Genomic DNA, 21,184 nt, shown 5'->3' with positions numbered 1-21,184 from the left:
ACCCGTGCAGCGGCAGCCAGATGCCCTGCAGCCAGATGATCAGCATGAACTGCAGCCCGCCGCGGCCGATCGCCGCGAGGATCCCGGCCAGGTTCGCCATGGCGAACGGGCGGGACCGGAACAGCCGCAGCTGGAACATCGGCGCCCGGCTGCGCAGTTCGACCGCGACGAAGACGCCGAGCAGCACGATGCCGCCGACGATGCTGCCGAGCACCCACGGGTTCAGCCAGCCGGTGGCCGCGCCGCCGTAGGGCTGGATGCCGTACGTGATGCCGGTGAGCAGGGAGGTGAGGCCGAGCAGGAAGAGCACGTTGCCCGGGATGTCGAGCGAGCCGGGGTTCCGGTCGCCGACCTCGTGCAGGGATTTGAAGGACCAGATCGTGCCGATGATGCCGAGCGGCACGGAGACGATGAACACCGCGCGCCAGTCGATGACGGCGAGCAGGCCGCCGAGGATCAGCCCGATGAACGAGCCGGCGATCGCCGCGATCTGGTTGATGCCGAGCGCCATGCCGCGCCGCTCCGCCGGGAACGCGTCGGTGAGGATCGCGGTCGAGTTCGCGAACAGCATCGCGGCCCCGATGCCCTGGAACACGCGCCAGAGGATCAGCCAGAGCGCGCCGGCCCCTTCCATGAACGGGTCCAAAGAGAGGGCGATCGCGCCGATCGTGAAGAGCACGAAGCCGGCGTTGTAGATCCTCACCCGGCCGTACATGTCCCCGAGGCGGCCGAATCCGACGACGAGCACCGCGGTGACGAGCATGAAGCCCATCAGCATCCAGAGCAGGTAGCTGGTGTTGCCGGAGTCGAGCGCGTCCAGCTTGATGCCGTTGAAGATCGCGGGCAGCGAGATGAGGACGATCGACGAGTTGATGGTCGCCATCAGCATGCCGAGCGTCGTGTTGCTGAGCGCCACCCACTTGTAGTGCGGGTGGTCCTTGTCGAACATGCCCCTGCGGGCGGGTGCGGTGGTGCTCATGGGACTCCGGCGGATCGGTGACGTGACCGGACGGCGGTGGCCGGGGGAATTGCTTACCAGAGGATAAGCATATGAGGTCGCCCAGCATTCCCCGTCAGGGCATGCCGCTCAGGCGCTGTCCGTCGCGTGCTGACGGGTCGCCTCCCCGTCGCTCCAGGTGCGGTAGCCGCCGTCGAGGTTCGCCACCTCGTGACCGAGCTGCGCGAGCAGGCGGGCGGCGGTGGACCCGCGCTGCCCGACCTCGCAGTGCACCACGACGCGCTCGGCGGGCAGCTCGGCGTGGCGGTCCCGCAGCTCGTCGAGCGGCACGTTCACCGCTCCCGGGATCGCACCGGCCGCGAACTCGTCGGGGTCCCGGACGTCGACGAGCGTCCATCCGGCGGCCTGCAGCTGCGGCAGCTCGTGCCACTGCACGGTCGTCGCGGCGCCGGACGCCAGGTTCTCGGCCACGTAGCCGGCCAGGTTGACGGGGTCCTTCGCCGAGCCGAACTGCGGGGCGTACGCCAGCTCGAGCCGGGAGAGGGCGGAGGCGGTGATGCCGCCGGCGATCGCCGTCGCGAGCACGTCCGTGCGCTTGTCCACCCCGTCAGGCCCGACGAGCTGCGCGCCGAGCACCAGGTCCGTGTCCGCGTCGACGAGCAGCTTGATCGCGAGGACCGCGGCGCCCGGGTAGTACCCGGCGTGCTGCTGCGGGTGCGTGTGCAGCACCCTGTGCGCCCGCCCCGCCGCGCGGAGGCGCTGCTCGGTCCAGCCGAGGGTGCCCACCGCGAGGGAGAAGACCTGCACGATCGCGGTGCCGAGCGCGGGGGAGGCGTCGACCGGCGTCCCCGCGATCACGTCCGCGACCGCGCGCCCGTGCCGGTTCGCGAGCCCCGCGAGCGCGACCAGCACGGCGCCGCCGTCCACGACGTCCCGCTTCTCGGCGGCGTCACCGGCCGCGAGCACGTCGGGGTCGCTGGTCCGGTGGTGCGCGTCCACCGCGATGCCCCCGGACGGCCCGATCGCCAGCCCGGCTGCCTCGGCGAGCCGCGCCTCCGGCGCGACACCGGTCGCCTCGATCACGAGGTCCGCGCGCACGCGGTCGCCGTCCTCGAGCACCGCGCTGCCGCCGACGACGCCGACCACGGCGCTGCCGAAGCGCAGCTCGACGCCGTTGCGACGCAGCTCGTCGTGGACCGGAGCGGCCATCTCCGCGTCGAGGGTGCGCAGCACCTGGTCGCCCCGAGCCACGACCACGACGTCGAGGCCGCGCCGGACCAGGTTCTCCGCCGTCTCGAGCCCGATGTAGCCGCCGCCCGCGACGACCGCCCTGCGGGCGCCGGAGTCGATGGCCGCGACGATCGCGTCCATGTCGTCGATCGTTCGCAGCCCGTGCACCGGGATGGAGCCGTCGGACGGGAGCGCGGAGACGCTCGCGCCCTGCGCGAGCACGAGGACGTCGTAGGACTCGTGCTGCTCGGCGCCGCCGGCTGCCCGCACCGTGACCCGCTTCGCGCCGCGGTCGATCGCCACGACGTCGTGCTCGACGCGGATGTCGAGCCGGAAGCGCCGGGCGAGCGCGTCCGCGCTCCGCAGCAGCGCCGATCGCTCCTGGATGACGCCGCCGACGTGGTAGGGCAGCCCGCAGTTCGCGAAAGACACCTGCCCGCCGGCTTCCAGCACGACGATCTCGGCGTGCTCGTCGAGCCGCCTGAGCCTCGTCGCCGCCGACATCCCCGCGGCCACCCCGCCCACGATCACGACGCGCATGGCGCTCCCTCCGTCCCGGCAAGCCTCCCCGATGGAGCGGCCGCTCGGGCGCGCCCGAGGAGGATCGCGGTATGACGGTCAATCGGTACGGGGTGGAGGGGAGGTCGGTGCTGGTCACCGGGGGTGGCAGCGGCATCGGGGCGGCGATCGCCCGGGCGTTCCTCGACAACGGAGCGCGGGTGGCGGTGAGCGGCAGGCGGGAGGCGCCGCTGCGCCGGCTCGTCCACGGCGCACCGGAGGGGACGGCGCTCGCCGCGGTCGGCGACGTCGGGCTCGCGGCCGACGCCCGGCGGGTCGTGGACGAGACCGTGTCCGCGTTCGGTGGGCTCGACGTCGTGGTGAGCAACGCCGCCGGGTACGCCTCCGGCGACCTCGCCGACCTGTCCGTGCACGACTGGGAGCAGCTGCGCCGCACGAACGTCGACGGCTTCCTCCACCTGGCTCAGGCGGCGCTCCCGCATCTCGTCGCGTCGCGGGGCAACCTCGTCGCGGTCGCGAGCGTCTCCGGGCTGCACGGCGACTGGGGCCAGGCGGCCTACAACGCGACGAAGCACGCGGTGGTCGGGTTCGTGCGCTCCCTCGCCCTCGACTACGGCGACCGCGGCGTGCGCGTCAACGCGATCGCCCCGTCGTTCACGCTGACGGAGATGACGGAGGCGATGGACGAGGACGAGGCCGCCATCGCGCCGTTCGTCGACCGGATCGCGCTCGGTCGGCCCGGCCGGCCCGCCGACATGGCGCCTGCCGTGCTGTTCCTCGCGAGCGACGACGCCGCGTACATCACCGGCTCGGTGCTGACCGTCGACGGCGGCACGTCCGCCTCCACGGGGCAGCCGCGCTGACTCACTCGACGAGGATGCCGAGCGCCGCCGCCAGCAGCGGAGCGAACCGCGGCAGCTGATCCGTCGAGATCGTCGCGCCCGCGAGGCTGCGCAGCCCGTCGATCCCGTCGAGATCGGCGCCGCGCAGGTCCAGCTGCTCGATCCGCGCGTCCTGCACGGACAGCTCGCGCACCTTCGACCCCGCGAACGCGGTGCGGCGCACGGTCGCGCCGCGCAGGTCGAGGTCGCCGATCGTGCAGTCGGTGAAGCGCACGTCCTGCAGCCGCGCGTCGGTCAGCGCGAGGTAGTCGATGCGGCAGCCGACCAGGTCGACCCGGTCCAGCTGCGCCTCGAACCACTCGGCCGCGCCGATGCGGCAGCCCTCCAGCCGCACGTCGCGGAGGGCGAGCCGAGCGCCTCGGAGGCGCGTCGCGGTCACGCCGTCGAGCACGCTGTCCACGATGCGCGCGCCGTCCAGCGCCGCGTCGTCGAGCCGCACCGTCTCGAGCAGGCACTCGTCGATCACCGCGCCCGCGAGGTCGGCCCCGGAGGCGTCGACGCCGGTGAACCGCAGCCCGTCGACGCGGCCGTCTGGACGCAGCGCGCCTGCCTCCCCATAGAGGAGGGAGGGGAGGACGACGGGGTCGATCCTCGGGCTGGTCGCGTCGCGCTTGGGCACCCGCGCGAGGTTAGACGGCTCCACGGACGGCGTAGCGGAGGTGCATCCAGCCCGCAGGGAAGGCGCGCTGCTCGAGCAGCTCGAGCACCGTGCCGAGACCGTCCGGGAGGGCGCGCGGCCCCTCGCCGACGATCACCGGCACGACCAGCAGCTCGAGCTCGTCGACGACGCCGGCGATCAGCGCCTCGCCCGCCAGCTCCGCGCCGCCGACGGTGAGTGGCGCGGTCGCGGCGTCCTTCAGCGAGCGGACGTCCGCGGCGTCGAACCGGCGCTCGATCCGGGTGCGGGCGGTGCCGGCCGCGTCGAGGGTGCGCGAGTACACGACCTTGTCGGCCTCCCGCCAGAGCGCGCCGAAGTCGCCCATCACGCCGTCCTCGACCGGCATGGTCTCCCAGAACCGCATGGTCTCCCACATGCGCCGGCCGTACAGGTAGGTGCCGACGGGGCGGGTGCGGTCGTTCACGAAGGCGTGCACGTCGTCGGGCGGCTCGGCCCAGTCGAACCCGCCGGACGCGTCCGTGATGCGCAGGTCGAGGGAGCAGGTGAAGAACGCGGTGAGCGTCGCCATGCCGCGACCCTGCCCGCTGCACGACGCCGCGGCAAGGCGTAAGATGGTTGACATGTCTACGAAGCGCATCGGCTTCCTGTCGTTCGGCCACTGGGGCGCGGTCCGCGGATCCAGCACCCCGCGGGCGGCCGACACCCTGCTGCAGACGATCGAGCTCGCGGTCGCCGCCGAGGAGATCGGCATCGACAACGCCTCCATCCGGGTGCACCACTTCGCGCCGCAGCTGTCGGCGCCGTTCCCCCTGCTCGCCGCGATGGCGGCGCGCACCAGCCGCATCGAGCTCGGCACCGGCGTGATCGACATGCGGTACGAGAACCCGCTGTACATGGCGGAGGAGGCGGGCGTCGCCGACCAGATCTCCGGCGGCCGGCTGCAGCTGGGCGTGAGCCGGGGCTCGCCCGAGACGGCGCTGAACGGCGCGCACGCCTTCGGCTTCGTGCCGCCGGAGGGGATGACCGACGCGGACCTCGCGCGCCACAAGCTCGAGCTGTTCCTGGCCGCGATCGACGGCGCGGCCGTCGTCGCCTCGGACCCGCGGATGACCGGCACCTCGCAGGGGCTCGCCGTCCAGCCGCAGTCACCCGGCCTCGCCCGCCGGATCTGGTGGGGCAGCGGCACCCGCGCGACGGCGACCTGGGTCGCCGAGCAGGGGCTCAACCTGCAGTCGTCGACGCTGCTCACCGAGGACACCGGGGTGCCGTTCGACGAGCTGCAGGCCGAGCAGATCCAGGTCTACCGCGACGCCTGGAAGGCGGCCGGCCACGACTGGACGCCCCGCGTCTCGGTCAGCCGCAGCGTGATGCCCATCACGACCGACGTCGACCGGATGTACTTCGGCGGCGACGAGGACTCCGAGGACCAGATCGGCCACCTCGACGGCGGCAGCGCGCGCTTCGGGCGGACCTACGCGGGGGAGCCGGACCGGCTCGCGGAGCAGCTGGCGCAGGACGCCGCGGTGCAGGCCGCCGACACCCTGCTGCTCACGATCCCGAACCAGCTGGGCGTCGAGTACAACGCGCGGCTGCTCGAGACCGTCGCGAAGCACATCGCCCCGGCCATCGGGTGGGTGCCGCCGGCCGACCGGCGCCTCCAGCCGACGCCCTGAGGCGGAGGGGCGTCGCATCTGAGCTGCCGGTGCGTCGAGTGTCTGGACCCGGGGAGGTCGCCGTCCGCTCCATGGTCGTGGACGGAGCGCCACCTGATCGGCTAATGGTCTCGAACCATCCATCTAGCGGCACGCGGGCGCGAGGAACAGCGATTCGGGTCGGCCGACATACCGTCACACACCATGTCGACCCCCAAGACTCTCGAGAACTCCGAATCCCGATTCGCTGCCGTGCTCGGGCACGCTGCCCGTCTCCCAGGCGTACGCATCCACCGCGATGCGTACCTCCGGAAGGCACTCAAGCCTCACTGCTCCGCTGAGCAGATCGCGAATGCCGTGGCGGATTCCCCCGCTGCCGCCGGCATCTCGCTCAAGGTGCTGGACAAAGCCGCGGAAGCATCGATCGCACTGGAGACGACGAAGGTCGCTGCGCTCGCTGCAGCTGCCGGCCTGCCGGGAGGTTTCGCGATGATCGGCACCGTGCCGGCGGACCTCGCTCAATCGGTCGCGCACATGTTGCGGATCTCGCAGAAGCTCGCCTACCTCTACAGCTGGCCCGAGTTGTTCGGTGACGCGGAGGACGAGCCGGATGACGCGACGCAGAACGTGCTCGTTCTGTTCATCGGCGTCATGTTCGGCGCGGGCGCGGCCATCGAGGGAGTCAACAAGGTCGCCGTCCTGGTCGGTGAGCAGGTGGCGCTCCAGTTGCCGAAGAGGGCGCTCACCCACGGTGTGATCTATCCAGTGGTAAAGAAGGTCATGGGCTACCTCGGTGTGAAGCTGACCAAGGACACGTTCGCCAAGGGTGTTGCGAAGTTCGTGCCCATCGCCGGAGCGGTGCTCTCCGGCGGCTTGACTCTGGCGACGTTCCTCCCGATGGCGAAGCGTCTGAAGAAGCATCTGGCGGAATTGGAGATGGCGCGTCCGGTCGCCGCCGCACCGACGGGGGACCCCATCGACGATTCCACCGACTCGATCCTCGACGACGAGCCGTCGGACCGAGAGCCGGTCGGCGTCTGAGTGGCTGACGGACACGTGAGCGGGCCGATGCCCGCTCACATGTCCGTGGGCCGCACACGCGAGTCGCGCACTCCGCCTGTCGAGGTGCGAGCGCAGAGAAGCTCCCGGCCGGCGTGGCTCAGGTGACCGGGCCGGTCCACTTCTCGCCAGGGCCCCTACCGATCGGGTCGGGCACGGTCGACGCCTCCCGGAAGGCGAGCTGCAGGGTGCGGAGGCCGTCGCGCAGCGGCCGGGCGTGGCTGTCGCTCAGGTCCGGCGCGGCCGCCGTGATCAGCCCGGCGAGCGCCGTGATCAGCTTCCGCGCCTCGTCGAGGTCCCGCTGCGAGTCGGGGTCATCGGCCAGGCCGCACTTCACGGCGGCCGCGCTCATCAGGTGCACCGCTGCGGCGCCGATCACCTCGATCGCGGGCACGTCGGCGATGTCGCGGGTCGCGTCGGCCAGCTCGTCGACGGAGTCGACGGCCTCGGCCTCGCCGGGGGCGTCCTCGAAGCGGTAGTCGGTCACGCGTCGATTCTGCCCGCAGCCTGGAGCGGCGCAGACGGCCAGGGCGTCCGTCCCGCGCGACCTGGTACGATGCTTCGGTTCCGGGCTCGACCCGGTGTGTCAAGTGGAGCGATCCCACCTCCAGCCCGCCTTCACCGAAGGGCTGCGAGGTCGAAGCACCCCCCTCCTCACGGAGCGATCGGGGTGTCGTGCTGAGTGCACGACCGGCGCTGCCGGGCGTGCTCGACGGAATCCTTCTGCCCGTGCCGCCGGACGAACCCATGGGGCGGCGCGCATCCCGCGCGCCACCCGTTCGACCGACTGTTTGGAGCAACGCATCAGCGATCCCCGTACCAACGACAAGATCCGTGTTCCGGAGGTCCGACTCGTCGGTCCCGCCGGCGAGCAGGTCGGCGTCGTCCCCATCGAGACCGCCCTTCGGCTGGCCCGTGAGGCGGACCTCGACCTCGTCGAGGTCGCGCCGAACTCCCGTCCCCCGGTGGTCAAGATCATGGACTACGGGAAGTTCAAGTACGAGACGGCGCAGAAGGCCAAGGAGGCCCGCCGCAACCAGGCGAACACGGTCCTCAAGGAGGTCCGCTTCCGCCTGAAGATCGATTCGCACGACTACGAGACCAAGCGCAAGCGCGCCGAGGGCTTCCTCAAGGACGGCGACAAGGTCAAGGCCATGATCCTCTTCCGCGGCCGCGAGCAGTCGCGTCCCGACCAGGGCGTGCGCCTGCTGGCGCGGTTCGCGGAGGACGTCCGCGAGTTCGGCAACGTCGAGTCCAGCCCGATGATCGACGGCCGCAACATGGTCATGGTGATCGGCCCCGTGAAGAGCAAGGTCGACGCGAAGGCGGAGCAGAACGCCAAGCGCGCCGCCGCCCGGAACCAGAACACCCCCGCACCCACCGGTGCGGGCGACGCCCCGACATCCCAGGAGCAGTGATGCCGAAGCAGAAGACGCACTCCGGTGCCAAGAAGCGGTTCAAGATCACCGGCACCGGCAAGGTCATGAAGGCGCAGGCCGGCATGCGCCACAACCAGGAGAAGAAGCCGAGCCGGCTCACCCGCCGCCTCACCGGCGAGTCCGAGGTGGCCGCTCCCCAGGCCAAGCAGATCAGGAAGATGCTCGGCCGCTAGGCCCTGTACGAGTAGGAGACAGACATGGCCAGGGTCAAGCGCGCCGTCAATGCGCACAAGAAGCGTCGGGTCGTCCTCGAGCGCGCCGAGGGCTACCGCGGTCAGCGGTCCCGCCTGTACCGGAAGGCGAAGGAGCAGGTCACCCACTCCCTCGTCTACGCGTACCGCGACCGCCGCCAGAAGAAGGGCGACTTCCGCCGCCTCTGGATCCAGCGGATCAACGCCGCGTCCCGCGCGAACGGCATGACGTACAACCGGTTCATCCAGGGCCTCGGGCTCGCCGGTGTCGAGGTCGACCGCCGCATCCTCTCGGAGCTCGCGATCAACGAGCCCGCGACGTTCGCGGGCCTCGTCGCCACGGCGAAGGCGGCCCTCCCGGCCGACACGTCGGCGCCGGCCGCGACGGCCTGAGCCGCCGCACACCACCTCGAACGGGCCCGGTCGCGAGACCGGGCCCGTTCTGCATCCAGGAGCACCGTGATCGAGTCCACGAAGAACCCCGCCGTCAAGCGGGTCGCCCGGCTCAAGCAGCGACCCGAGCGGGAGGAGACCGGCCTCGCCCTCATGGAGGGGCCGCAGGTCGTCCGCGAGCTGGTCGCGCACGCTCCCGGGACCGTCGAGGAGCTGTACTTCACCTCCGACGGCTTCGGACGGCACCCCGGGCTGGCCGAGGCGGCGACCGCCGCCGGCATCGACGTCGAGTTCGTGACCGACGCGGTCCTGGCGGCGATGGCCGACACCCGCACGCCGCAGGGGGTGCTCGCGGTCGCGCACCAGACCCCGACGAAGCTGCGTGAGGCGCTGCCGGAGGGCACCCGCCTCGTCGCGGTGCTGGACGAGGTCCGCGACCCGGGCAACGCCGGCGCGGTCATCCGGGCCGCCGACGCGGCGGGCGCCGACGTCGTGATCCTCACCGGCTCCTCCGTCGACCCGTACAACCCGAAGGTGGTCCGCGCGACGACCGGGTCGCTGTTCCACCTGTCGGTCGTCACCGGCGTGACGCTCGAGGCCGCGGCCGCCGAGATCCGCGGCGCCGGCCTCGCGCTGCTGGCCGCGGACATGCACGGGGAGCCGCTGCCGGCGACCGACCTGTCCGGGCCGACCGCGTGGCTGTTCGGCAACGAGGCGCACGGGCTCTCCGCCACCGCGAAGGCGCTCGCCGACCGCTCCGTCGCCGTGCCGATCTACGGCGCCGCGGAGTCGCTCAACCTCGCGGCGGCCGCGGCGGTCTGCCTCTACGCCTCCGCGTTCGCCCACCGCCCCTGAGGGTGTGCCTGGATCCGGGGATCTGCGCACCTCCCCGGATCCACGGAAGAACCTCGGAGGGCGAAGTCGATTCCCCGCGTCCCCGTTCGACGTGTAGGCAAGGAGGCGCACACGGCGGCTCGAGCGAGGTCCGGGAGGACACCATGGCGAAGTACATGCTGATCATGCGGAACAGCGGGTCGACGGAGCGGTTCGAGGACATGGACTTCGACGCCGTGATCACGGCGATGGGGAAGTACAACGAGGCGATGATCGAGGTGGGCGTGCTGCTGGCAGGCGACGGCCTCGCGGACGCGGCGCAGGGCGCCGTCGTCGAGTTCACCGGCGAGGCCCCGATCGTCACCGACGGCCCCTACGGGGAGGCCCACGAGCTGTTCAACGGATTCTGGACGATCCAGGCGGCGACGAAGGAGGAGGCGGTCGAGTGGGCGAAGCGCGCGCCGCTCTCGCAGGGCAACAAGATCGAGGTGCGCCGCGTGACCGACGAGAGCGATTTCGCCGGCCACGAGGACAACGAGTACCTGCAGAAGGAGCGCCAGTGGCGCGCGGATGAGCGCGCGTGAGCGCATGAGCTCCGCGGCGCAGGCCGAGGCCGTCTGGCGCATCGAGGGCGCGCGCATCGTCGCGACGCTCGCGCGCGTGACGGGCGACCTCGGCCTCGCGGAGGACCTCGCTCAGGAGGCCCTCGTGGAGGCGCTCGAGCAGTGGCCGCAGGCGGGCGTGCCGAGGAACCCTGGCGCCTGGCTGACCGCGGTCGCGAAGCGCCGGGCGATCGACGGCTGGCGCCGCCGCGAGCGGCTGGACGACCGGTACCGCGCGATCGCGCACGACCTCTCGGCGACGACGGACGCCGACTGGCAGCCGATCGCCGACGACGTGCTGCGCCTCGTCCTGACCGCGTGCCACCCGGTGCTGTCGCGCGAGTCGCAGGTCGCGCTGACGCTGCGCGTCGTCAGCGGCCTCACGACGGAGGAGATCGCCCGGCTGCTGCTGGTCCCCGTGCCGACCGTGCAGGCGCGGATCACCCGCGCGAAGAAGGCGCTCGCCGCCGCGGGCGTGCCGTTCGAGGCGCCCGACCCGGCGGAGTGGGGCGAGCGGCTCGGCGGCGCGCTCGGCGTCGTCTACCTGGTCTTCACGGAGGGGTACGCGGCGACCAGCGGCACGGAGTGGATGCGGCCGGACCTCGCCGCGGAGGCGCTGCGGCTCGGCCGGATCCTCGCCCGGCTGCTGCCGCGGGAGGCGGAGGCGCTCGGTCTCGTCGCGCTGATGGAGCTGCAGGCGTCGCGGTTCGCGTCCCGCCGCGGCCCGGACGGCGAGCCCGTGCTGCTCGAGGACCAGGACCGCGCCCGCTGGGACCGCGCGCAGATCGGCCGCGGCCGCACCGCGCTGCGCCGCGCGGACGACCTCGCGCGCGGCCGCGGACCGTACGCGCTGCAGGCGGCGATCGCCGAGCAGCACGCCATCGCCCCCTCCGTCGCCGCGACGGACTGGGACGCGATCGTCGACCTGTACGCGGCCCTCGGGCGGCTGCGCCCGAACCCCGTCGTCGAGCTGAACCGGGCCGTCGCCGTCGCCATGGCGACGGGGCCGGTGGCCGGGCTCGCGATCGTGGACGGCCTGCTCGCCGACGGCGCGCTCGCGGGCAGCCACCTGCTCCCGAGCGTACGGGGCGAGCTGCTCGCCCGGCTCGGCAGGGAGGCGGAGGCGCGCACGGCGTTCGCCGAGGCCGCGGCGCTCGCCGCGAACGACCGCACCCGAGCGGTGCTGATGGCGAAGGCGGCGTCGGGGCGGGACTGAGCGATCAGCCGCGCGCGAGCGCCAGCCCGGCGACGCCGAGCACCGCGACGGCCAGCCCCGCGACGTGCTGCAGGCGGATGCGCTCGTGCAGCACGACCACCGCCAGCCCGACCGTCGTGACCGGGTAGAGGGCGGACAGCGCCGCGACGATCGCGAGCCCCGGCAGGTGCAGCGCGGTGATCAGCAGGATCGTGGCGACGCCCTGCGTCAGGCCGGCCGCGACGATCAGCGCGACCTCGCGCCGCGAGAGGCGCGCCGCACCCGCGGCCCGCCTCCGGCGCAGCAGCACGACCACGCCGACGGCGACGACCGCCGCGACCGAGTCGGACAGCATCGGCACCGCGCCGGAGTCGGGCGGCGTCGCGTCGATGCAGACGAAGTAGGCGGCGTAGACGAGCCCGGTCACCAGCGTCAGCACCACCGTCCGGGGCCGCGGGCGGAGGCTCGCCTCGGGCTCGAGGCCGATCAGCACCCCGCCGACCACGATCGCGGCGAGGGCGGCCAGGGCCCAGGCGGTGGTGCGCTCCCCGGTCGCGAAGCCGACGAGGGCGGGCAGCACGGCGCTCATCAGCGCGACCACCGGGGAGACGAACCCGACGGGCCCCGCGGCGAGCGCGGCGTACAGCAGCATCACGCCGAGGCCCGCGGCGGCGCCGGCGACCGCGCCGAGCACGACCGCCTCCACGCTCCAGACCGAGTCGACCAGCGCGAGGGCCGGCAGCACCGCCGCGGTCGCGACGACGAGCGCGCCCAGCGCGACGTCCGCGGCCGGGCGGGAGCGCGACGCGACCGCGCCGAAGAAGTCGGAGACGCCGTACAGGAGCGAGGAGATCAGCCCCAGGACGACGACGGTCACGGCCGATCAGTCAACCGGATCCGGTCAGCGGGCGACGGGCTCCCTCGACGCGTCCCGCACGGCCGGCTCGAGGATCGCCTGCGCGTAGTGCCGCCACAGGTGCGCCACGACGTGGGTCATCAGCGCCCGGCGGAACGGCAGCGGCGCGAACTCCCACGTCCAGCGGATCAGCGAGCCGTCCCCGTCGGGCGCGACGGACCACTCGCCCCGCACACCGACGACGAGGTGCCGGAAGACGTCGGTGAAGCGCGTCAGCTCGTACGCGAACGACGATCCGGGCACCCGCTCGACGAGCGTCTCGGTGACCGTGCCGCCGTCGCCGAGGTGGATCAGGCGCGAGGCGCCCACCCGGTCCCAGCGGCCCTCCTGCCCCTCGACGTGCGTGACGGCCGGGAAGATCAGGCCCTTCGTGAACATCGCGGGCAGCGGGTACTCGGCCATCCGCTCGAGCGCGACCTCAGGCGGCAGCGCGGTGCGCGCGAACGCGGTCGCGGACGGGCCGACGTGCGGGCGGCTGATCAGCATGTGGGAAGGTTCGCAGCCGAGGGGTGCGCGGATGGTGTGCAGCCCCCGCATTGGGGGCTCCGAGGGTGTCCGGCGCCGAGGAGCCGACCGTTCCGGCCGATCCGTAGGATCGTGGATCGTGCCAGACGCCCAGCTCACCGAGAAGTCGGTGACCGCCGCCGTCGATGCGGCGCTCGCCGCGATCGACGGCGCCGCCGACACCGCCGCGCTGAAGGCCGCGCGCATCGCCCACACGGGGGAGGCGTCGTCCCTCGCGCGACTGAACGCCACCATCCGCGACCTGCCTCCCGCCGAGAAGCCGGGTGCAGGGAAGCTGGTCGGCCAGGCTCGCGGCCGGGTGAACGCCGCGGTCGCCGCGCGGGAGGCGGTGCTCGCGCAGGCCGAGCAGGTCGCGCTGCTCGAGGTCGAGCGCGTCGACATGACCGCCGCACCCGCCCGCCGCCGGCCCGGCGCCCGCCACCCGCTGACGATCGTCCGCGAGACCGTCGAGGACGTCTTCGTCGCGATGGGCTGGGAGGTCGCGGAGGGACCCGAGCTCGAGCACGAGTGGTTCAACTTCGACGCGCTGAACATCGACCCGGACCACCCGGCGCGCAGCCCCCAGGACACCCTGTTCGTCGAGCCGCTCGGCGCCCACCTCGTGATGCGGACGCAGACCTCGCCGGTGCAGGTGCGCTCGCTCATCGAGCGAGGCGCGCCCCTGTACGTGCTCGGCCCCGGCCGCGTGTACCGGACCGACGAGATCGACGCGACGCACCTGCCCGTCTTCAACCAGTTCGAGGGCCTCGCGATCGACCGCGGGCTCACCATGGCGCACCTCCGCGGCACGCTCGAGCACGTGGCCAGGCGCATGTTCGGCGAGGCCGCCCGCATCCGGCTGCGGCCGAACTTCTTCCCGTTCACGGAGCCGTCGGCCGAGATGGACGTGTGGCAGCCGAACGCGAAGGGCGGCGCCCGCTGGATCGAGTGGGGCGGGTGCGGCATGGTCCACCCGAACGTGCTGCGCGCGGCGGGCGTCGACCCGGAGGAGTTCCAGGGCTTCGCGTTCGGCCTCGGCGTCGAGCGGACGCTCCAGTTCGCGGAGGACCTGAACGACATGCGCGACATGATCGAGGGCGACGTCCGGTTCGCCCGGCAGTGGGGCCTGGTGGGCCGCTCTTGAGGATCCCCATCTCCTGGCTGGCGGAGTACGCCGACCTCCCCGCCGGCACCTCCCCGGAGGCGCTGCACGCCGCGCTCGTCCGCGTCGGCTTCGAGGAGGAGACCGTCCACGGCGGCGAGATCTCCGGCCCCGTCGTCGTGGCCGAGGTGCTCGACTTCACTCCCGAGCCGCAGCGGAACGGCAGGACGATCCGCTGGTGCTCGGTGCGGGTGGCGCCGGAGGGGCAGCGGGCGGCCGACGGCGGGGAGGCGGTGCGCGGCGTCGTCTGCGGCGCGGGGAACTTCCTCGTCGGCGACAAGGTCGTCGTCACCCTGCCGGGCACCGTGCTGCCCGGGCCGTTCCCGATCGCCGCCCGGAAGACCTACGGGCACGTGTCCGACGGCATGATCGCGTCCTCCCGCGAGCTCGGCCTCTCCGACGAGCACGATGGCATCCTCCGGCTCACCGAGATCGGCCTCGATCCCGAGGTCGGCACCGACGCGATCGCGCTCCTCGGGCTCGACGACGCCGCCGTCGAGATCAACGTCACCCCGGACCGCGGCTACGCGCTGTCCATCCGCGGCATCGCGCGCGAGTACGGCGCCTCCACCGGATCGGCGTTCCGCGACCCGGCGCTCGCCGTCACGCCGCCGGCGACGACCGAGGACGGCAGCGTCCCCGTGACCGTGGAGGACGCCGCACCGATCCGCGGCCGCACCGGCTGCTCGGTCTTCGTCACCCGCGTCGTCCGGGGCATCGACCCCGCCGCGCGGACGCCGCGCTGGATGGCGAGCCGCCTCGGCCTCGCCGGCGTGCGCTCCATCTCCCTCGCCGTCGACATCACGAACTACGTGATGCTCGAGCTCGGCCAGCCCCTCCACGGCTACGACCTCGCCCGCCTCCCCGCCGGGCTCGGCGTCCGCCGCGCGCGACCCGGCGAGCCGCTCACGACGCTCGACGGGCAGCAGCGGACCCTCCACCCCGAGGACCTCGTCATCACGGGCGGCGACGGCCGGGCGATCGGCCTGGCCGGCGTGATGGGCGGCGCGACGACCGAGCTGTCGTCCACGACGACGGACGTCGTGATCGAGGCCGCGAACTTCGACCCGGTCTCCATCGGCCGCACCGCGCGACGCCACAGGCTGCCGTCGGAGGCGAGCCGCCGCTTCGAGCGCGGCGTCGACCCCGCGATCGCCCGCGCCGCGGCGCAGCGCGCCGTCGACCTGCTCGTCGAGCTGGCGGGCGGTGTCGCCGAGTCCGGGCAGACGTGGTTCGACGTCGCCGAGTCGCCCGCCGCCGTGCTGCTGCCGCCGGGTGCCGTGCTGCGCCGCACCGGGGCCGAGGTCACGGAGGCGGAGACCGTCGCGGCGCTCGAGGCCCTCGGCTGCGCGGTGGAGGTCGCCGAGCAGGGCTTCCTCGTCCAGCCGCCGACCTGGCGCCGCGACCTGCTGGAGTCCGCCGACGTCGTGGAGGAGGTCGTCCGCATCGTCGGCTACGACCGGATCCCCTCGACGCTGCCCGTCGCGCCGGCCGGGCGCGGGCTGACGCGCTCGCAGCGCCTCCGCCGCTCCATCGGCACGGTGCTCGCCGCGTCGGGCGCGGTCGAGGTGCAGTCCTACCCGCTCGTGTCCGACCAGCAGCAGCAGGCGGTCGCGCCGGGCGCCTCGATGCGGGTCGCGAACCCGCTGGACGCCTCCGCGCCCCTGCTGCGCCGCTCGCTCATCCCGGGTCTGCTCGACGCCGCGCGCCGGAACCGTGCCAGGGGGCTGACGGACGTGGCCCTGTTCGAGCTCGGCCTGGTCTTCCAGCCGCAGGAGGGCGCGACCTACGGCACGGCCGAGCTGCCGCCGATCGGCGCCCGGCCTGCGCCCGAGCTGCTGACCCGGATGCTCACCGCCCTGCCGCCGCAGCCATCGCACGTCGCCGTCGTGCTGGTCGGCGACCGGGTGGCGAAGGCGCCGGGTCTGCTCGCCGAACCGGTCGACTGGCGCGACGCGACCGAGGCCGCGGTCCGCATCGGGGCGGCCGCCGGCGTGGAGGTGCGCTTCCGCCAGGAGGCCGGACCCGCCGGGTTCCACCCGACCCGCTCGGCGGAGGTGCTGGCCGGGGGCGCCGTCGAGCACGTCGTCGGCATCGTGGGGGAGCTGCTGCCGGGCTCGGTCGAGGACGTGCCCGGGCGCGTCGCGGCCGTCGAGATCGACGTCGACGCACTGCTCGCCGCCGCCGAAAGCACGCCGTTCGTCCCGATCTCGAGCATGCCGGTGGCCACGCAGGACCTCTCGCTCGTCGTCGGCGCGGCCGTGCCGGCGGCGGACGTGAGCGACGCGGTCGTGCTCGGCGCGGGCGCGCTGCTCGAGTCGATCGAGCTGACGGACGACTACCGCGGCGCCGGGCTCCCCGACGGCGCGAAGTCGCTGACGTTCGCGCTGCGCTTCCGAGCGCCCGACCGCACCCTCACCGCCGCGGAGGCGACCGCGGCGAAGGAGGCGGGCGTCGCGATCGCGGCGGTGCGCACCGGCGCCCGCCTGCGCGAGTAGCGGGTCAGGCGACCGGGTCGGGGCCGGGCAGGTGGCGGTCCAGCAGGGTCGCCGCGGGCTGGAACCCGGCCGCCTCGTACACGGGCACCGCCGCCGCGCTCGACGCGACGGTGACGCGCGGGATCCCGCGCCGGTCCGCCTCATCGCAGACCGATCGCACGAGCGCCGTCCCGATGCCTCGCCCGCGCCGCCTCGGCACGACGTAGGTGCTCTGCACGTCGCCGGCCCTGCGCTTGCGCGCATCGAAGTTCGGCACGCGTTCGTAGACGACGAGCCAGGTCATCCCGACGAGCTCGTCGCCGATCGCCGCGACGCGACAGATCACCCGGTCGCCCATCCGGTCGAGCCAGGAGGCGAGGTCGTCCGCGAACTTCCACACCGCCGCGCCGTTCGGCGGCGGGTCGATCATCGCCCACTCGATCTTCAGCTGGGCGAGCGCGCGCATGTCCTCGGACCGCGGCGCCCGGATCTCGACCGGCTTCATGCGCACAGCCTGCTCCAGCCGGGGCGGGACCGACGTGTGAGCGCGGAGGCGCCGAGCGGCGCGTCGATAGGGTGCTGGGATGGGTACCCGGGTCGCCGTCGCCGGCGCGAGCGGCTACGCGGGTGGCGAGCTGCTGCGCCTCCTCGCCGCGCATCCCGAGCTCGAGGTCGTCACCGTGACCGGGCGCTCGAGCGTCGGCCGGACCGTCGGCGACGTGCAGCCGCACCTCCGGTCGTCCGCCGACCTGGTGCTGCAGGAGACCTCGGCCGAGGTCCTCGCCGGGCACGACGTCGTGTTCCTCGCGCTGCCCCATGGGGAGTCGGGCGCGCTCGCCGCGCAGCTGCCCGACGACGTGCTCGTCGTCGACGCGGGCGCCGACCACCGCCTGACCAGCGAGGACGACTGGCACGCGTTCTACCCGGGGGAGTGGCACGGCGCCTGGACCTACGGCGTCCCCGAGCTGCTGACCGCCGGCGGCACGGTGCGCTCGGAGCTCGCCGCGACGAAGCGCATCGCCGCGCCCGGCTGCAACGCCTCCGCGGTCAGCCTCGCGCTCGCGCCCGCGATCGCCGCGGGGCTGGTGGAGCCGGACGACCTGGTCGCCGTGCTCGCGGTCGGGCCGTCGGGGGCGGGCCGGTCGAGCCGGCCCGACCTCTCCGCCAGCGAGCTGCTCGGGTCCGCGCACGCGTACGCCGTCGGCGGCACGCACCGGCACACGCCGGAGATCCTGCAGAACCTCGCGCTCGTCACCGGGGTCCGCGGCTCGATCTCGTTCACCCCCGTCCTCGTGCCGATGGCGCGCGGCATCCTCGCGACCTGCACGGCGACGCTCGCGCCGGACGCGACCGAGCGTCGCCTCCGCGCGGTGTACGAGGAGGCTTACGGCGGCGAGCCCTTCGTGCGCGTCCTGCCCGCCGGCCGGTTCCCCGCGGTAGAGCACACGATCGGCGCGAACACGCTGCTGCTCGGCCTCGCGCTCGACGCGGCGGCGAACCGGCTGGTCGTCGTCGCCGCGCTCGACAACCTGGTGAAGGGCACCGCGGGCGCCGCCGTCCAGTCGGCCAACGTGGCCCTCGGCCTGCCGGAGTCGGCCGGCCTCCCCATCGACGGAACGGCACCATGAGCGTCACCGCAGCAGCAGGGTTCGAAGCGGCGGGCGTGGAGGCGGGGCTGCGGTCGGGCGACGGCCCGGACCTCGCGCTCGTCGTCAACCGCGGGCCGTCCGCCTCCGCGGCTGCGGTGTTCACGAGCAACCGGTGCACGGCGAACCCGATCATCTGGAGCAAGCAGGTCATCACCGACGGCGTCGTCTCCGCGATCGTGCTGAACTCCGGGGGCGCCAACTGCTACACGGGCATGCTCGGCTTCCAGGTCGTGCACGAGACGGCGGAGGCGGCGGGGCGCGTCCTCGACCTGTCACCGGGCGACGTGCTCGTCTGCTCCACCGGGCTGATCGGCGAGCAGCTGGACTCGACGAAGGTGGTGGGCGGTGTCGTCCGCGCCGCCGAGTCGCTCTCCGCCGAGGGCGGGGCGGACGCGGCGCGCGCGATCATGACCACGGACACCCGGCCGAAGCAGGCCGTGCGCCGGGGTGACGGCTGGACCGTCGGCGGCATGGCGAAGGGCGCGGGGATGCTCGCCCCCGGCCTCGCCACGATGCTCGTGGTGATCACGACCGACGCGGACCTCGAGTCGTTCGAGCTCGACGCCGCGCTGCGCACCGCTACCCGGGTCACCTTCGACCGTCTCGACTCCGACGGCTGCATGTCGACCAACGACCAGGTGACGCTGCTGGCGTCCGGCGCCTCCGGGGTCGCGCCCGAGCTCGCAGCCTTCACCGCGCTGCTCACCGAGGTGTGCCTCGATCTCGCGCTGCAGCTGCAGGGCGACGCGGAGGGCGCCGCGCACGACATCGCGATCGAGGTGCGGCGCGCCGCCAGCGAGGAGGAGGCGGTCGAGGTCGCCAGGGCCGTCGCCCGCAGCAACCTGTTCAAGGCGGCGGTGTTCGGCAACGACCCCAACTGGGGCCGGGTGCTCGCGGCCGTCGGCACGACGTCGGCGCAGTTCGACCCGTTCGGCATCGACGTCGCCATGAACGGCGTGCAGGTCTGCCGCGCCGGCCAGCCCGACCAGCCGCGCGCGCTCGTCGACCTCACCGACCGGGCCGTGTCCGTCACGATCGACCTCCACGCCGGGGACGCGGCGGCGACGGTCTGGACGAACGATCTCACCCACGACTACGTGCACGAGAACAGCGCCTACTCCTCGTGATCCCTCTCGCGGATCCGGATCAGCTCGACGACACGCCGCACGCCCGCCTCCATCCACGGGGTGTCGCGCGATCCATCCGGATCCGCGGCAGGAATCCGGATCCGCGAGCGTGCGGACACCGGTCGTGACCGCGCTGCCCGTCCAGATGACGACGCCGGAGGAGGCGGCCGCCAAGGCGGCGGTGCTCATCGAGTCGCTGCCCTGGATCACCCGCTTCGCCGGGAAGGTCGTCGTCATCAAGTTCGGCGGCAACGCGATGGTCGACGACGCGCTGACGGCGGCGTTCGCGGAGGACGTCGTCTACCTCCGCACCGTCGGGGTCCGGCCCGTCGTCGTGCACGGCGGCGGTCCCCAGATCTCGGCGATGCTGGGCCGGCTCGGCATCGCTACCGAGTTCCGCGGCGGCTACCGCGTCACCACGCCGGAGGTGATGGACGTGGTCCGCATGGTCCTCACCGGCGTCGTCGGCCGCGACCTCGTCGGCGCGATCAACCTGCACGGGCCGATCGCCACCGCGATCTCCGGCGAGGACGGCGGCCTCTTCGGCGGCCGGCGCCGCGGCACGGTCGTCGACGGCGAGGCCGTCGATCTCGGCCAGGTCGGTGACGTGGTGGCGGTGGACCCGACGCCCGTGCTCGCCCAGCTCGACGCGGGCGGCATCCCCGTCGTCTCCACGATCGCGCCGGATCTCGACCGGCCGGGGGAGTCCCTGAACGTCAACGCGGACAGCGCCGCCGCGGCGCTCGCGATCGCCCTCGGCGCCGAGAAGCTGGTCGTGCTCACCGACGTGCCCGGTCTGTACGCCGACTGGCCGGACCGCGACTCCCTCGTCTCCTCCCTCACCACCGGCGAGCTGACGGCGATGCTGCCGTCGCTGGAGTCGGGCATGATCCCCAAGATGACCGCGTGCCTGGAGGCGGTCGTCGGCGGGGTGCCGAAGGCGGCGGTCATCGACGGCCGCGTCCCGCACTCCGTGCTGCTCGAGGTCTTCACGGGCAGCGGCATCGGCACGGAGGTGGTCCCCGCATGACGGCGACGACGACGGACTGGCGGCAGCGCTACGCGCACGACCTGATGGGCAGCTACGCGACCCCGCTGCGCCTGCTGGTGGACGGCGAGGGCTGCTGGGTCCGGGACGACGAGGGCACCGAGTACCTCGACTTCCTCGGCGGCATCGCCGTGAACTCGCTCGGGCACGCGCACCCCGTCGTGGTGGAGGCGGTCACCGCGCAGATCGCGCGCCTGGCGCACATCTCGAACTACTTCGCGAGCCCCTCCCAGCTCGAGCTCGCCGAGACCCTGAAGCGCATCACCGGCGCGGGGGAGGAGGGCCGCGTCTACTTCGGCAACTCCGGCGCGGAGGCGAACGAGGCCGCGTTCAAGCTCGCCCGCCGCACGGGGCGGCCGCGCATCCTGGCGCTGCGGAACGCCTTCCACGGCCGCACGATGGGTGCCCTCGCGCTCACGGGCAAGCCGGCGCTGCAGCAGCCGTTCCTCCCGCTGCCGGGCGGCGTCGAGCACATCGACACGACGGTCGAGGCGCTCGAGGAGGCGATGCGCGACGACGTCGCGATGCTGATCGTCGAGCCGATCAAGGGCGAGACCGGCGTCGTGCCGCTGCCGGAGGGGTACCTCGCGGCCGCGCGGCGCATCACGGAGCGCCACGGCGCGCTGCTGGTCGTCGACGAGATCCAGACGGGCATCGGCCGCACCGGCGCCTGGTTCGCGTACCAGCACGACGGCGTCGTGCCGGTTG

The 21,184-nt window shown here is 73.5% G+C and carries 23 protein-coding genes; 15 read left to right on the top strand and 8 right to left on the bottom strand.

The features are described 5' to 3' along the window. Both ACFE60_RS08890 and ACFE60_RS08885 read right to left on the bottom strand, forming a co-directional pair. The coding region (locus ACFE60_RS08890; RefSeq protein ID WP_375388492.1) for an MFS transporter at positions 1-979 on the bottom strand (979 nt) is incomplete at its 3' end. 108 nt (positions 980-1,087) lie between these two features. After that, positions 1,088-2,728 carry an FAD-dependent oxidoreductase gene (locus ACFE60_RS08885; RefSeq protein ID WP_375388491.1) on the bottom strand — a complete coding sequence of 547 codons (1,641 nt, stop codon included), beginning with the start codon at positions 2,726-2,728 and terminating at the stop codon, positions 1,088-1,090. A gap of 71 nt (positions 2,729-2,799) precedes the next feature. Here ACFE60_RS08885 and ACFE60_RS08880 point away from each other — a divergent pair, with 71 nt between their 5' ends. Further along, positions 2,800-3,570, top strand: coding sequence for an SDR family NAD(P)-dependent oxidoreductase (locus tag ACFE60_RS08880; protein WP_375388490.1), 771 nt, complete (start codon positions 2,800-2,802; stop codon positions 3,568-3,570). A 1-nt stretch (position 3,571) separates the two neighbouring features. Here ACFE60_RS08880 and ACFE60_RS08875 read toward each other — a convergent pair whose 3' ends face one another. Both ACFE60_RS08875 and ACFE60_RS08870 read right to left on the bottom strand, forming a co-directional pair. Further along, positions 3,572-4,228 carry a pentapeptide repeat-containing protein gene (locus ACFE60_RS08875; RefSeq protein WP_375388489.1) on the bottom strand — a complete coding sequence of 219 codons (657 nt, stop codon included), beginning with the start codon at positions 4,226-4,228 and terminating at the stop codon, positions 3,572-3,574. 10 nt (positions 4,229-4,238) lie between these two features. Then, positions 4,239-4,796, bottom strand: coding sequence for a dihydrofolate reductase family protein (locus tag ACFE60_RS08870; protein ID WP_375388488.1), 558 nt, complete (start codon positions 4,794-4,796; stop codon positions 4,239-4,241). Between the two features lie 52 nt (positions 4,797-4,848). Here ACFE60_RS08870 and ACFE60_RS08865 point away from each other — a divergent pair, with 52 nt between their 5' ends. Both ACFE60_RS08865 and ACFE60_RS08860 read left to right on the top strand, forming a co-directional pair. After that, a complete protein-coding gene (locus ACFE60_RS08865) occupies positions 4,849-5,901 on the top strand; it encodes an LLM class flavin-dependent oxidoreductase (RefSeq protein WP_375388487.1) in 1,053 nt (350 codons plus the stop codon). A 183-nt stretch (positions 5,902-6,084) separates the two neighbouring features. Continuing rightward, a complete protein-coding gene (locus ACFE60_RS08860) occupies positions 6,085-6,921 on the top strand; it encodes a hypothetical protein (protein ID WP_375388486.1) in 837 nt (278 codons plus the stop codon). A 118-nt stretch (positions 6,922-7,039) separates the two neighbouring features. On the opposite strand, the gene ACFE60_RS08855 is transcribed toward ACFE60_RS08860, so the two are convergent. After that, entirely contained in the window at positions 7,040-7,363 is a 324-nt protein-coding gene (locus ACFE60_RS08855; protein ID WP_375388494.1) for a DUF1844 domain-containing protein, read from the bottom strand. Between the two features lie 367 nt (positions 7,364-7,730). On the opposite strand from ACFE60_RS08855, the gene infC reads away from it, so the two are divergent. The 6 genes from infC (at position 7,731) to ACFE60_RS08825 (ending at position 11,614) form a co-directional block, all read left to right on the top strand. Continuing rightward, positions 7,731-8,357 carry a translation initiation factor IF-3 gene (gene infC, locus ACFE60_RS08850; RefSeq protein ID WP_375388485.1) on the top strand — a complete coding sequence of 209 codons (627 nt, stop codon included), beginning with the start codon at positions 7,731-7,733 and terminating at the stop codon, positions 8,355-8,357. Then, the gene (gene rpmI, locus ACFE60_RS08845; RefSeq protein WP_375388484.1) at positions 8,357-8,551 is read left to right on the top strand and encodes a 50S ribosomal protein L35; all 195 of its coding nucleotides are present in this window, start codon (positions 8,357-8,359) and stop codon (positions 8,549-8,551) included. The genes infC and rpmI overlap by 1 nt, the downstream gene beginning before the upstream one ends. A 24-nt stretch (positions 8,552-8,575) precedes the next feature. Continuing rightward, the gene (gene rplT, locus ACFE60_RS08840) at positions 8,576-8,962 is read left to right on the top strand and encodes a 50S ribosomal protein L20 (RefSeq protein ID WP_375388483.1); all 387 of its coding nucleotides are present in this window, start codon (positions 8,576-8,578) and stop codon (positions 8,960-8,962) included. 66 nt (positions 8,963-9,028) lie between these two features. Next, positions 9,029-9,817: a TrmH family RNA methyltransferase gene (locus ACFE60_RS08835; protein ID WP_375388482.1), complete on the top strand. Its 789-nt coding sequence runs from the start codon at positions 9,029-9,031 to the stop codon at positions 9,815-9,817. Positions 9,818-9,960: 143 nt separating this feature from the next. Beyond that, positions 9,961-10,380: a YciI family protein gene (locus tag ACFE60_RS08830; protein ID WP_375388481.1), complete on the top strand. Its 420-nt coding sequence runs from the start codon at positions 9,961-9,963 to the stop codon at positions 10,378-10,380. A gap of 4 nt (positions 10,381-10,384) precedes the next feature. Continuing rightward, positions 10,385-11,614 carry an RNA polymerase sigma factor gene (locus tag ACFE60_RS08825; protein WP_375388480.1) on the top strand — a complete coding sequence of 410 codons (1,230 nt, stop codon included), beginning with the start codon at positions 10,385-10,387 and terminating at the stop codon, positions 11,612-11,614. Between the two features lie 4 nt (positions 11,615-11,618). Here ACFE60_RS08825 and ACFE60_RS08820 read toward each other — a convergent pair whose 3' ends face one another. Next, positions 11,619-12,470: an EamA family transporter gene (locus ACFE60_RS08820; protein ID WP_375388479.1), complete on the bottom strand. Its 852-nt coding sequence runs from the start codon at positions 12,468-12,470 to the stop codon at positions 11,619-11,621. Between the two features lie 24 nt (positions 12,471-12,494). Beyond that, positions 12,495-12,995, bottom strand: coding sequence for an SRPBCC family protein (locus tag ACFE60_RS08815; RefSeq protein WP_375388478.1), 501 nt, complete (start codon positions 12,993-12,995; stop codon positions 12,495-12,497). Positions 12,996-13,113: 118 nt separating this feature from the next. On the opposite strand from ACFE60_RS08815, the gene pheS reads away from it, so the two are divergent. Together pheS and pheT are read left to right on the top strand one after the other, a co-directional pair. Then, positions 13,114-14,157 carry a phenylalanine--tRNA ligase subunit alpha gene (gene pheS, locus ACFE60_RS08810; RefSeq protein ID WP_375388477.1) on the top strand — a complete coding sequence of 348 codons (1,044 nt, stop codon included), beginning with the start codon at positions 13,114-13,116 and terminating at the stop codon, positions 14,155-14,157. After that, the gene (gene pheT / locus ACFE60_RS08805; RefSeq protein ID WP_375388476.1) at positions 14,154-16,673 is read left to right on the top strand and encodes a phenylalanine--tRNA ligase subunit beta; all 2,520 of its coding nucleotides are present in this window, start codon (positions 14,154-14,156) and stop codon (positions 16,671-16,673) included. The genes pheS and pheT overlap by 4 nt, the downstream gene beginning before the upstream one ends. A 4-nt stretch (positions 16,674-16,677) precedes the next feature. Here the strand turns inward: pheT and ACFE60_RS08800 are convergent, their stop codons facing one another. After that, positions 16,678-17,157, bottom strand: a complete 480-nt coding sequence (locus ACFE60_RS08800) for a GNAT family N-acetyltransferase (protein ID WP_375388475.1) — start codon at positions 17,155-17,157, stop codon at positions 16,678-16,680. A 79-nt stretch (positions 17,158-17,236) separates the two neighbouring features. Between ACFE60_RS08800 and argC the strand changes: the two genes are divergently transcribed. The 4 genes from argC to ACFE60_RS08780 all read left to right on the top strand — a co-directional run. Further along, complete coding sequence (gene argC, locus ACFE60_RS08795; RefSeq protein ID WP_375388474.1) at positions 17,237-18,280, top strand: N-acetyl-gamma-glutamyl-phosphate reductase; 1,044 nt, start codon at positions 17,237-17,239, stop codon at positions 18,278-18,280. Next, on the top strand, positions 18,277-19,428 hold the full coding sequence (gene argJ, locus ACFE60_RS08790; protein WP_375388473.1) for a bifunctional glutamate N-acetyltransferase/amino-acid acetyltransferase ArgJ: 1,152 nt from the start codon (positions 18,277-18,279) through the stop codon (positions 19,426-19,428). The genes argC and argJ overlap by 4 nt, the downstream gene beginning before the upstream one ends. Positions 19,429-19,573: 145 nt before the next feature. Beyond that, positions 19,574-20,458 (top strand): acetylglutamate kinase, encoded by an 885-nt coding sequence (argB, locus tag ACFE60_RS08785; RefSeq protein WP_375388493.1) that lies wholly within the window; start codon positions 19,574-19,576, stop codon positions 20,456-20,458. Then, positions 20,455-21,184 (top strand): aminotransferase class III-fold pyridoxal phosphate-dependent enzyme (locus ACFE60_RS08780; protein WP_375388472.1); only part of this gene is annotated, 730 nt, incomplete at its 3' end. The genes argB and ACFE60_RS08780, both read left to right, overlap by 4 nt.

Origin of the sequence: uncultured Amnibacterium sp. (genome assembly GCF_964245895.1) — a bacterium.
In the GTDB taxonomy this organism is placed as follows: Bacteria; Actinomycetota; Actinomycetes; order Actinomycetales; family Microbacteriaceae; genus Amnibacterium.
This window is presented reverse-complemented; position numbering and strand designations above follow the sequence as displayed.

Bases quoted from the DNA above. Each gene is read 5' to 3' on its own strand.
- ACFE60_RS08885 (WP_375388491.1), bottom strand. From the start codon at position 2,728: ATGCGCGTCGTGATCGTGGGCGGGGTGGCCGCGGGGATGTCGGCGGCG.
- ACFE60_RS08880 (WP_375388490.1), top strand. From the start codon at position 2,800: ATGACGGTCAATCGGTACGGGGTGGAGGGGAGGTCGGTGCTGGTCACC.
- ACFE60_RS08870 (WP_375388488.1), bottom strand. From the start codon at position 4,796: ATGGCGACGCTCACCGCGTTCTTCACCTGCTCCCTCGACCTGCGCATC.
- ACFE60_RS08865 (WP_375388487.1), top strand. From the start codon at position 4,849: ATGTCTACGAAGCGCATCGGCTTCCTGTCGTTCGGCCACTGGGGCGCG.
- ACFE60_RS08860 (WP_375388486.1), top strand. From the start codon at position 6,085: ATGTCGACCCCCAAGACTCTCGAGAACTCCGAATCCCGATTCGCTGCC.
- rpmI (WP_375388484.1), top strand. From the start codon at position 8,357: ATGCCGAAGCAGAAGACGCACTCCGGTGCCAAGAAGCGGTTCAAGATC.
- rplT (WP_375388483.1), top strand. From the start codon at position 8,576: ATGGCCAGGGTCAAGCGCGCCGTCAATGCGCACAAGAAGCGTCGGGTC.
- ACFE60_RS08830 (WP_375388481.1), top strand. From the start codon at position 9,961: ATGGCGAAGTACATGCTGATCATGCGGAACAGCGGGTCGACGGAGCGG.
- ACFE60_RS08825 (WP_375388480.1), top strand. From the start codon at position 10,385: ATGAGCTCCGCGGCGCAGGCCGAGGCCGTCTGGCGCATCGAGGGCGCG.
- ACFE60_RS08815 (WP_375388478.1), bottom strand. From the start codon at position 12,995: ATGCTGATCAGCCGCCCGCACGTCGGCCCGTCCGCGACCGCGTTCGCG.
- ACFE60_RS08800 (WP_375388475.1), bottom strand. From the start codon at position 17,157: ATGAAGCCGGTCGAGATCCGGGCGCCGCGGTCCGAGGACATGCGCGCG.
- argC (WP_375388474.1), top strand. From the start codon at position 17,237: ATGGGTACCCGGGTCGCCGTCGCCGGCGCGAGCGGCTACGCGGGTGGC.
- argJ (WP_375388473.1), top strand. From the start codon at position 18,277: ATGAGCGTCACCGCAGCAGCAGGGTTCGAAGCGGCGGGCGTGGAGGCG.
- argB (WP_375388493.1), top strand. From the start codon at position 19,574: ATGACGACGCCGGAGGAGGCGGCCGCCAAGGCGGCGGTGCTCATCGAG.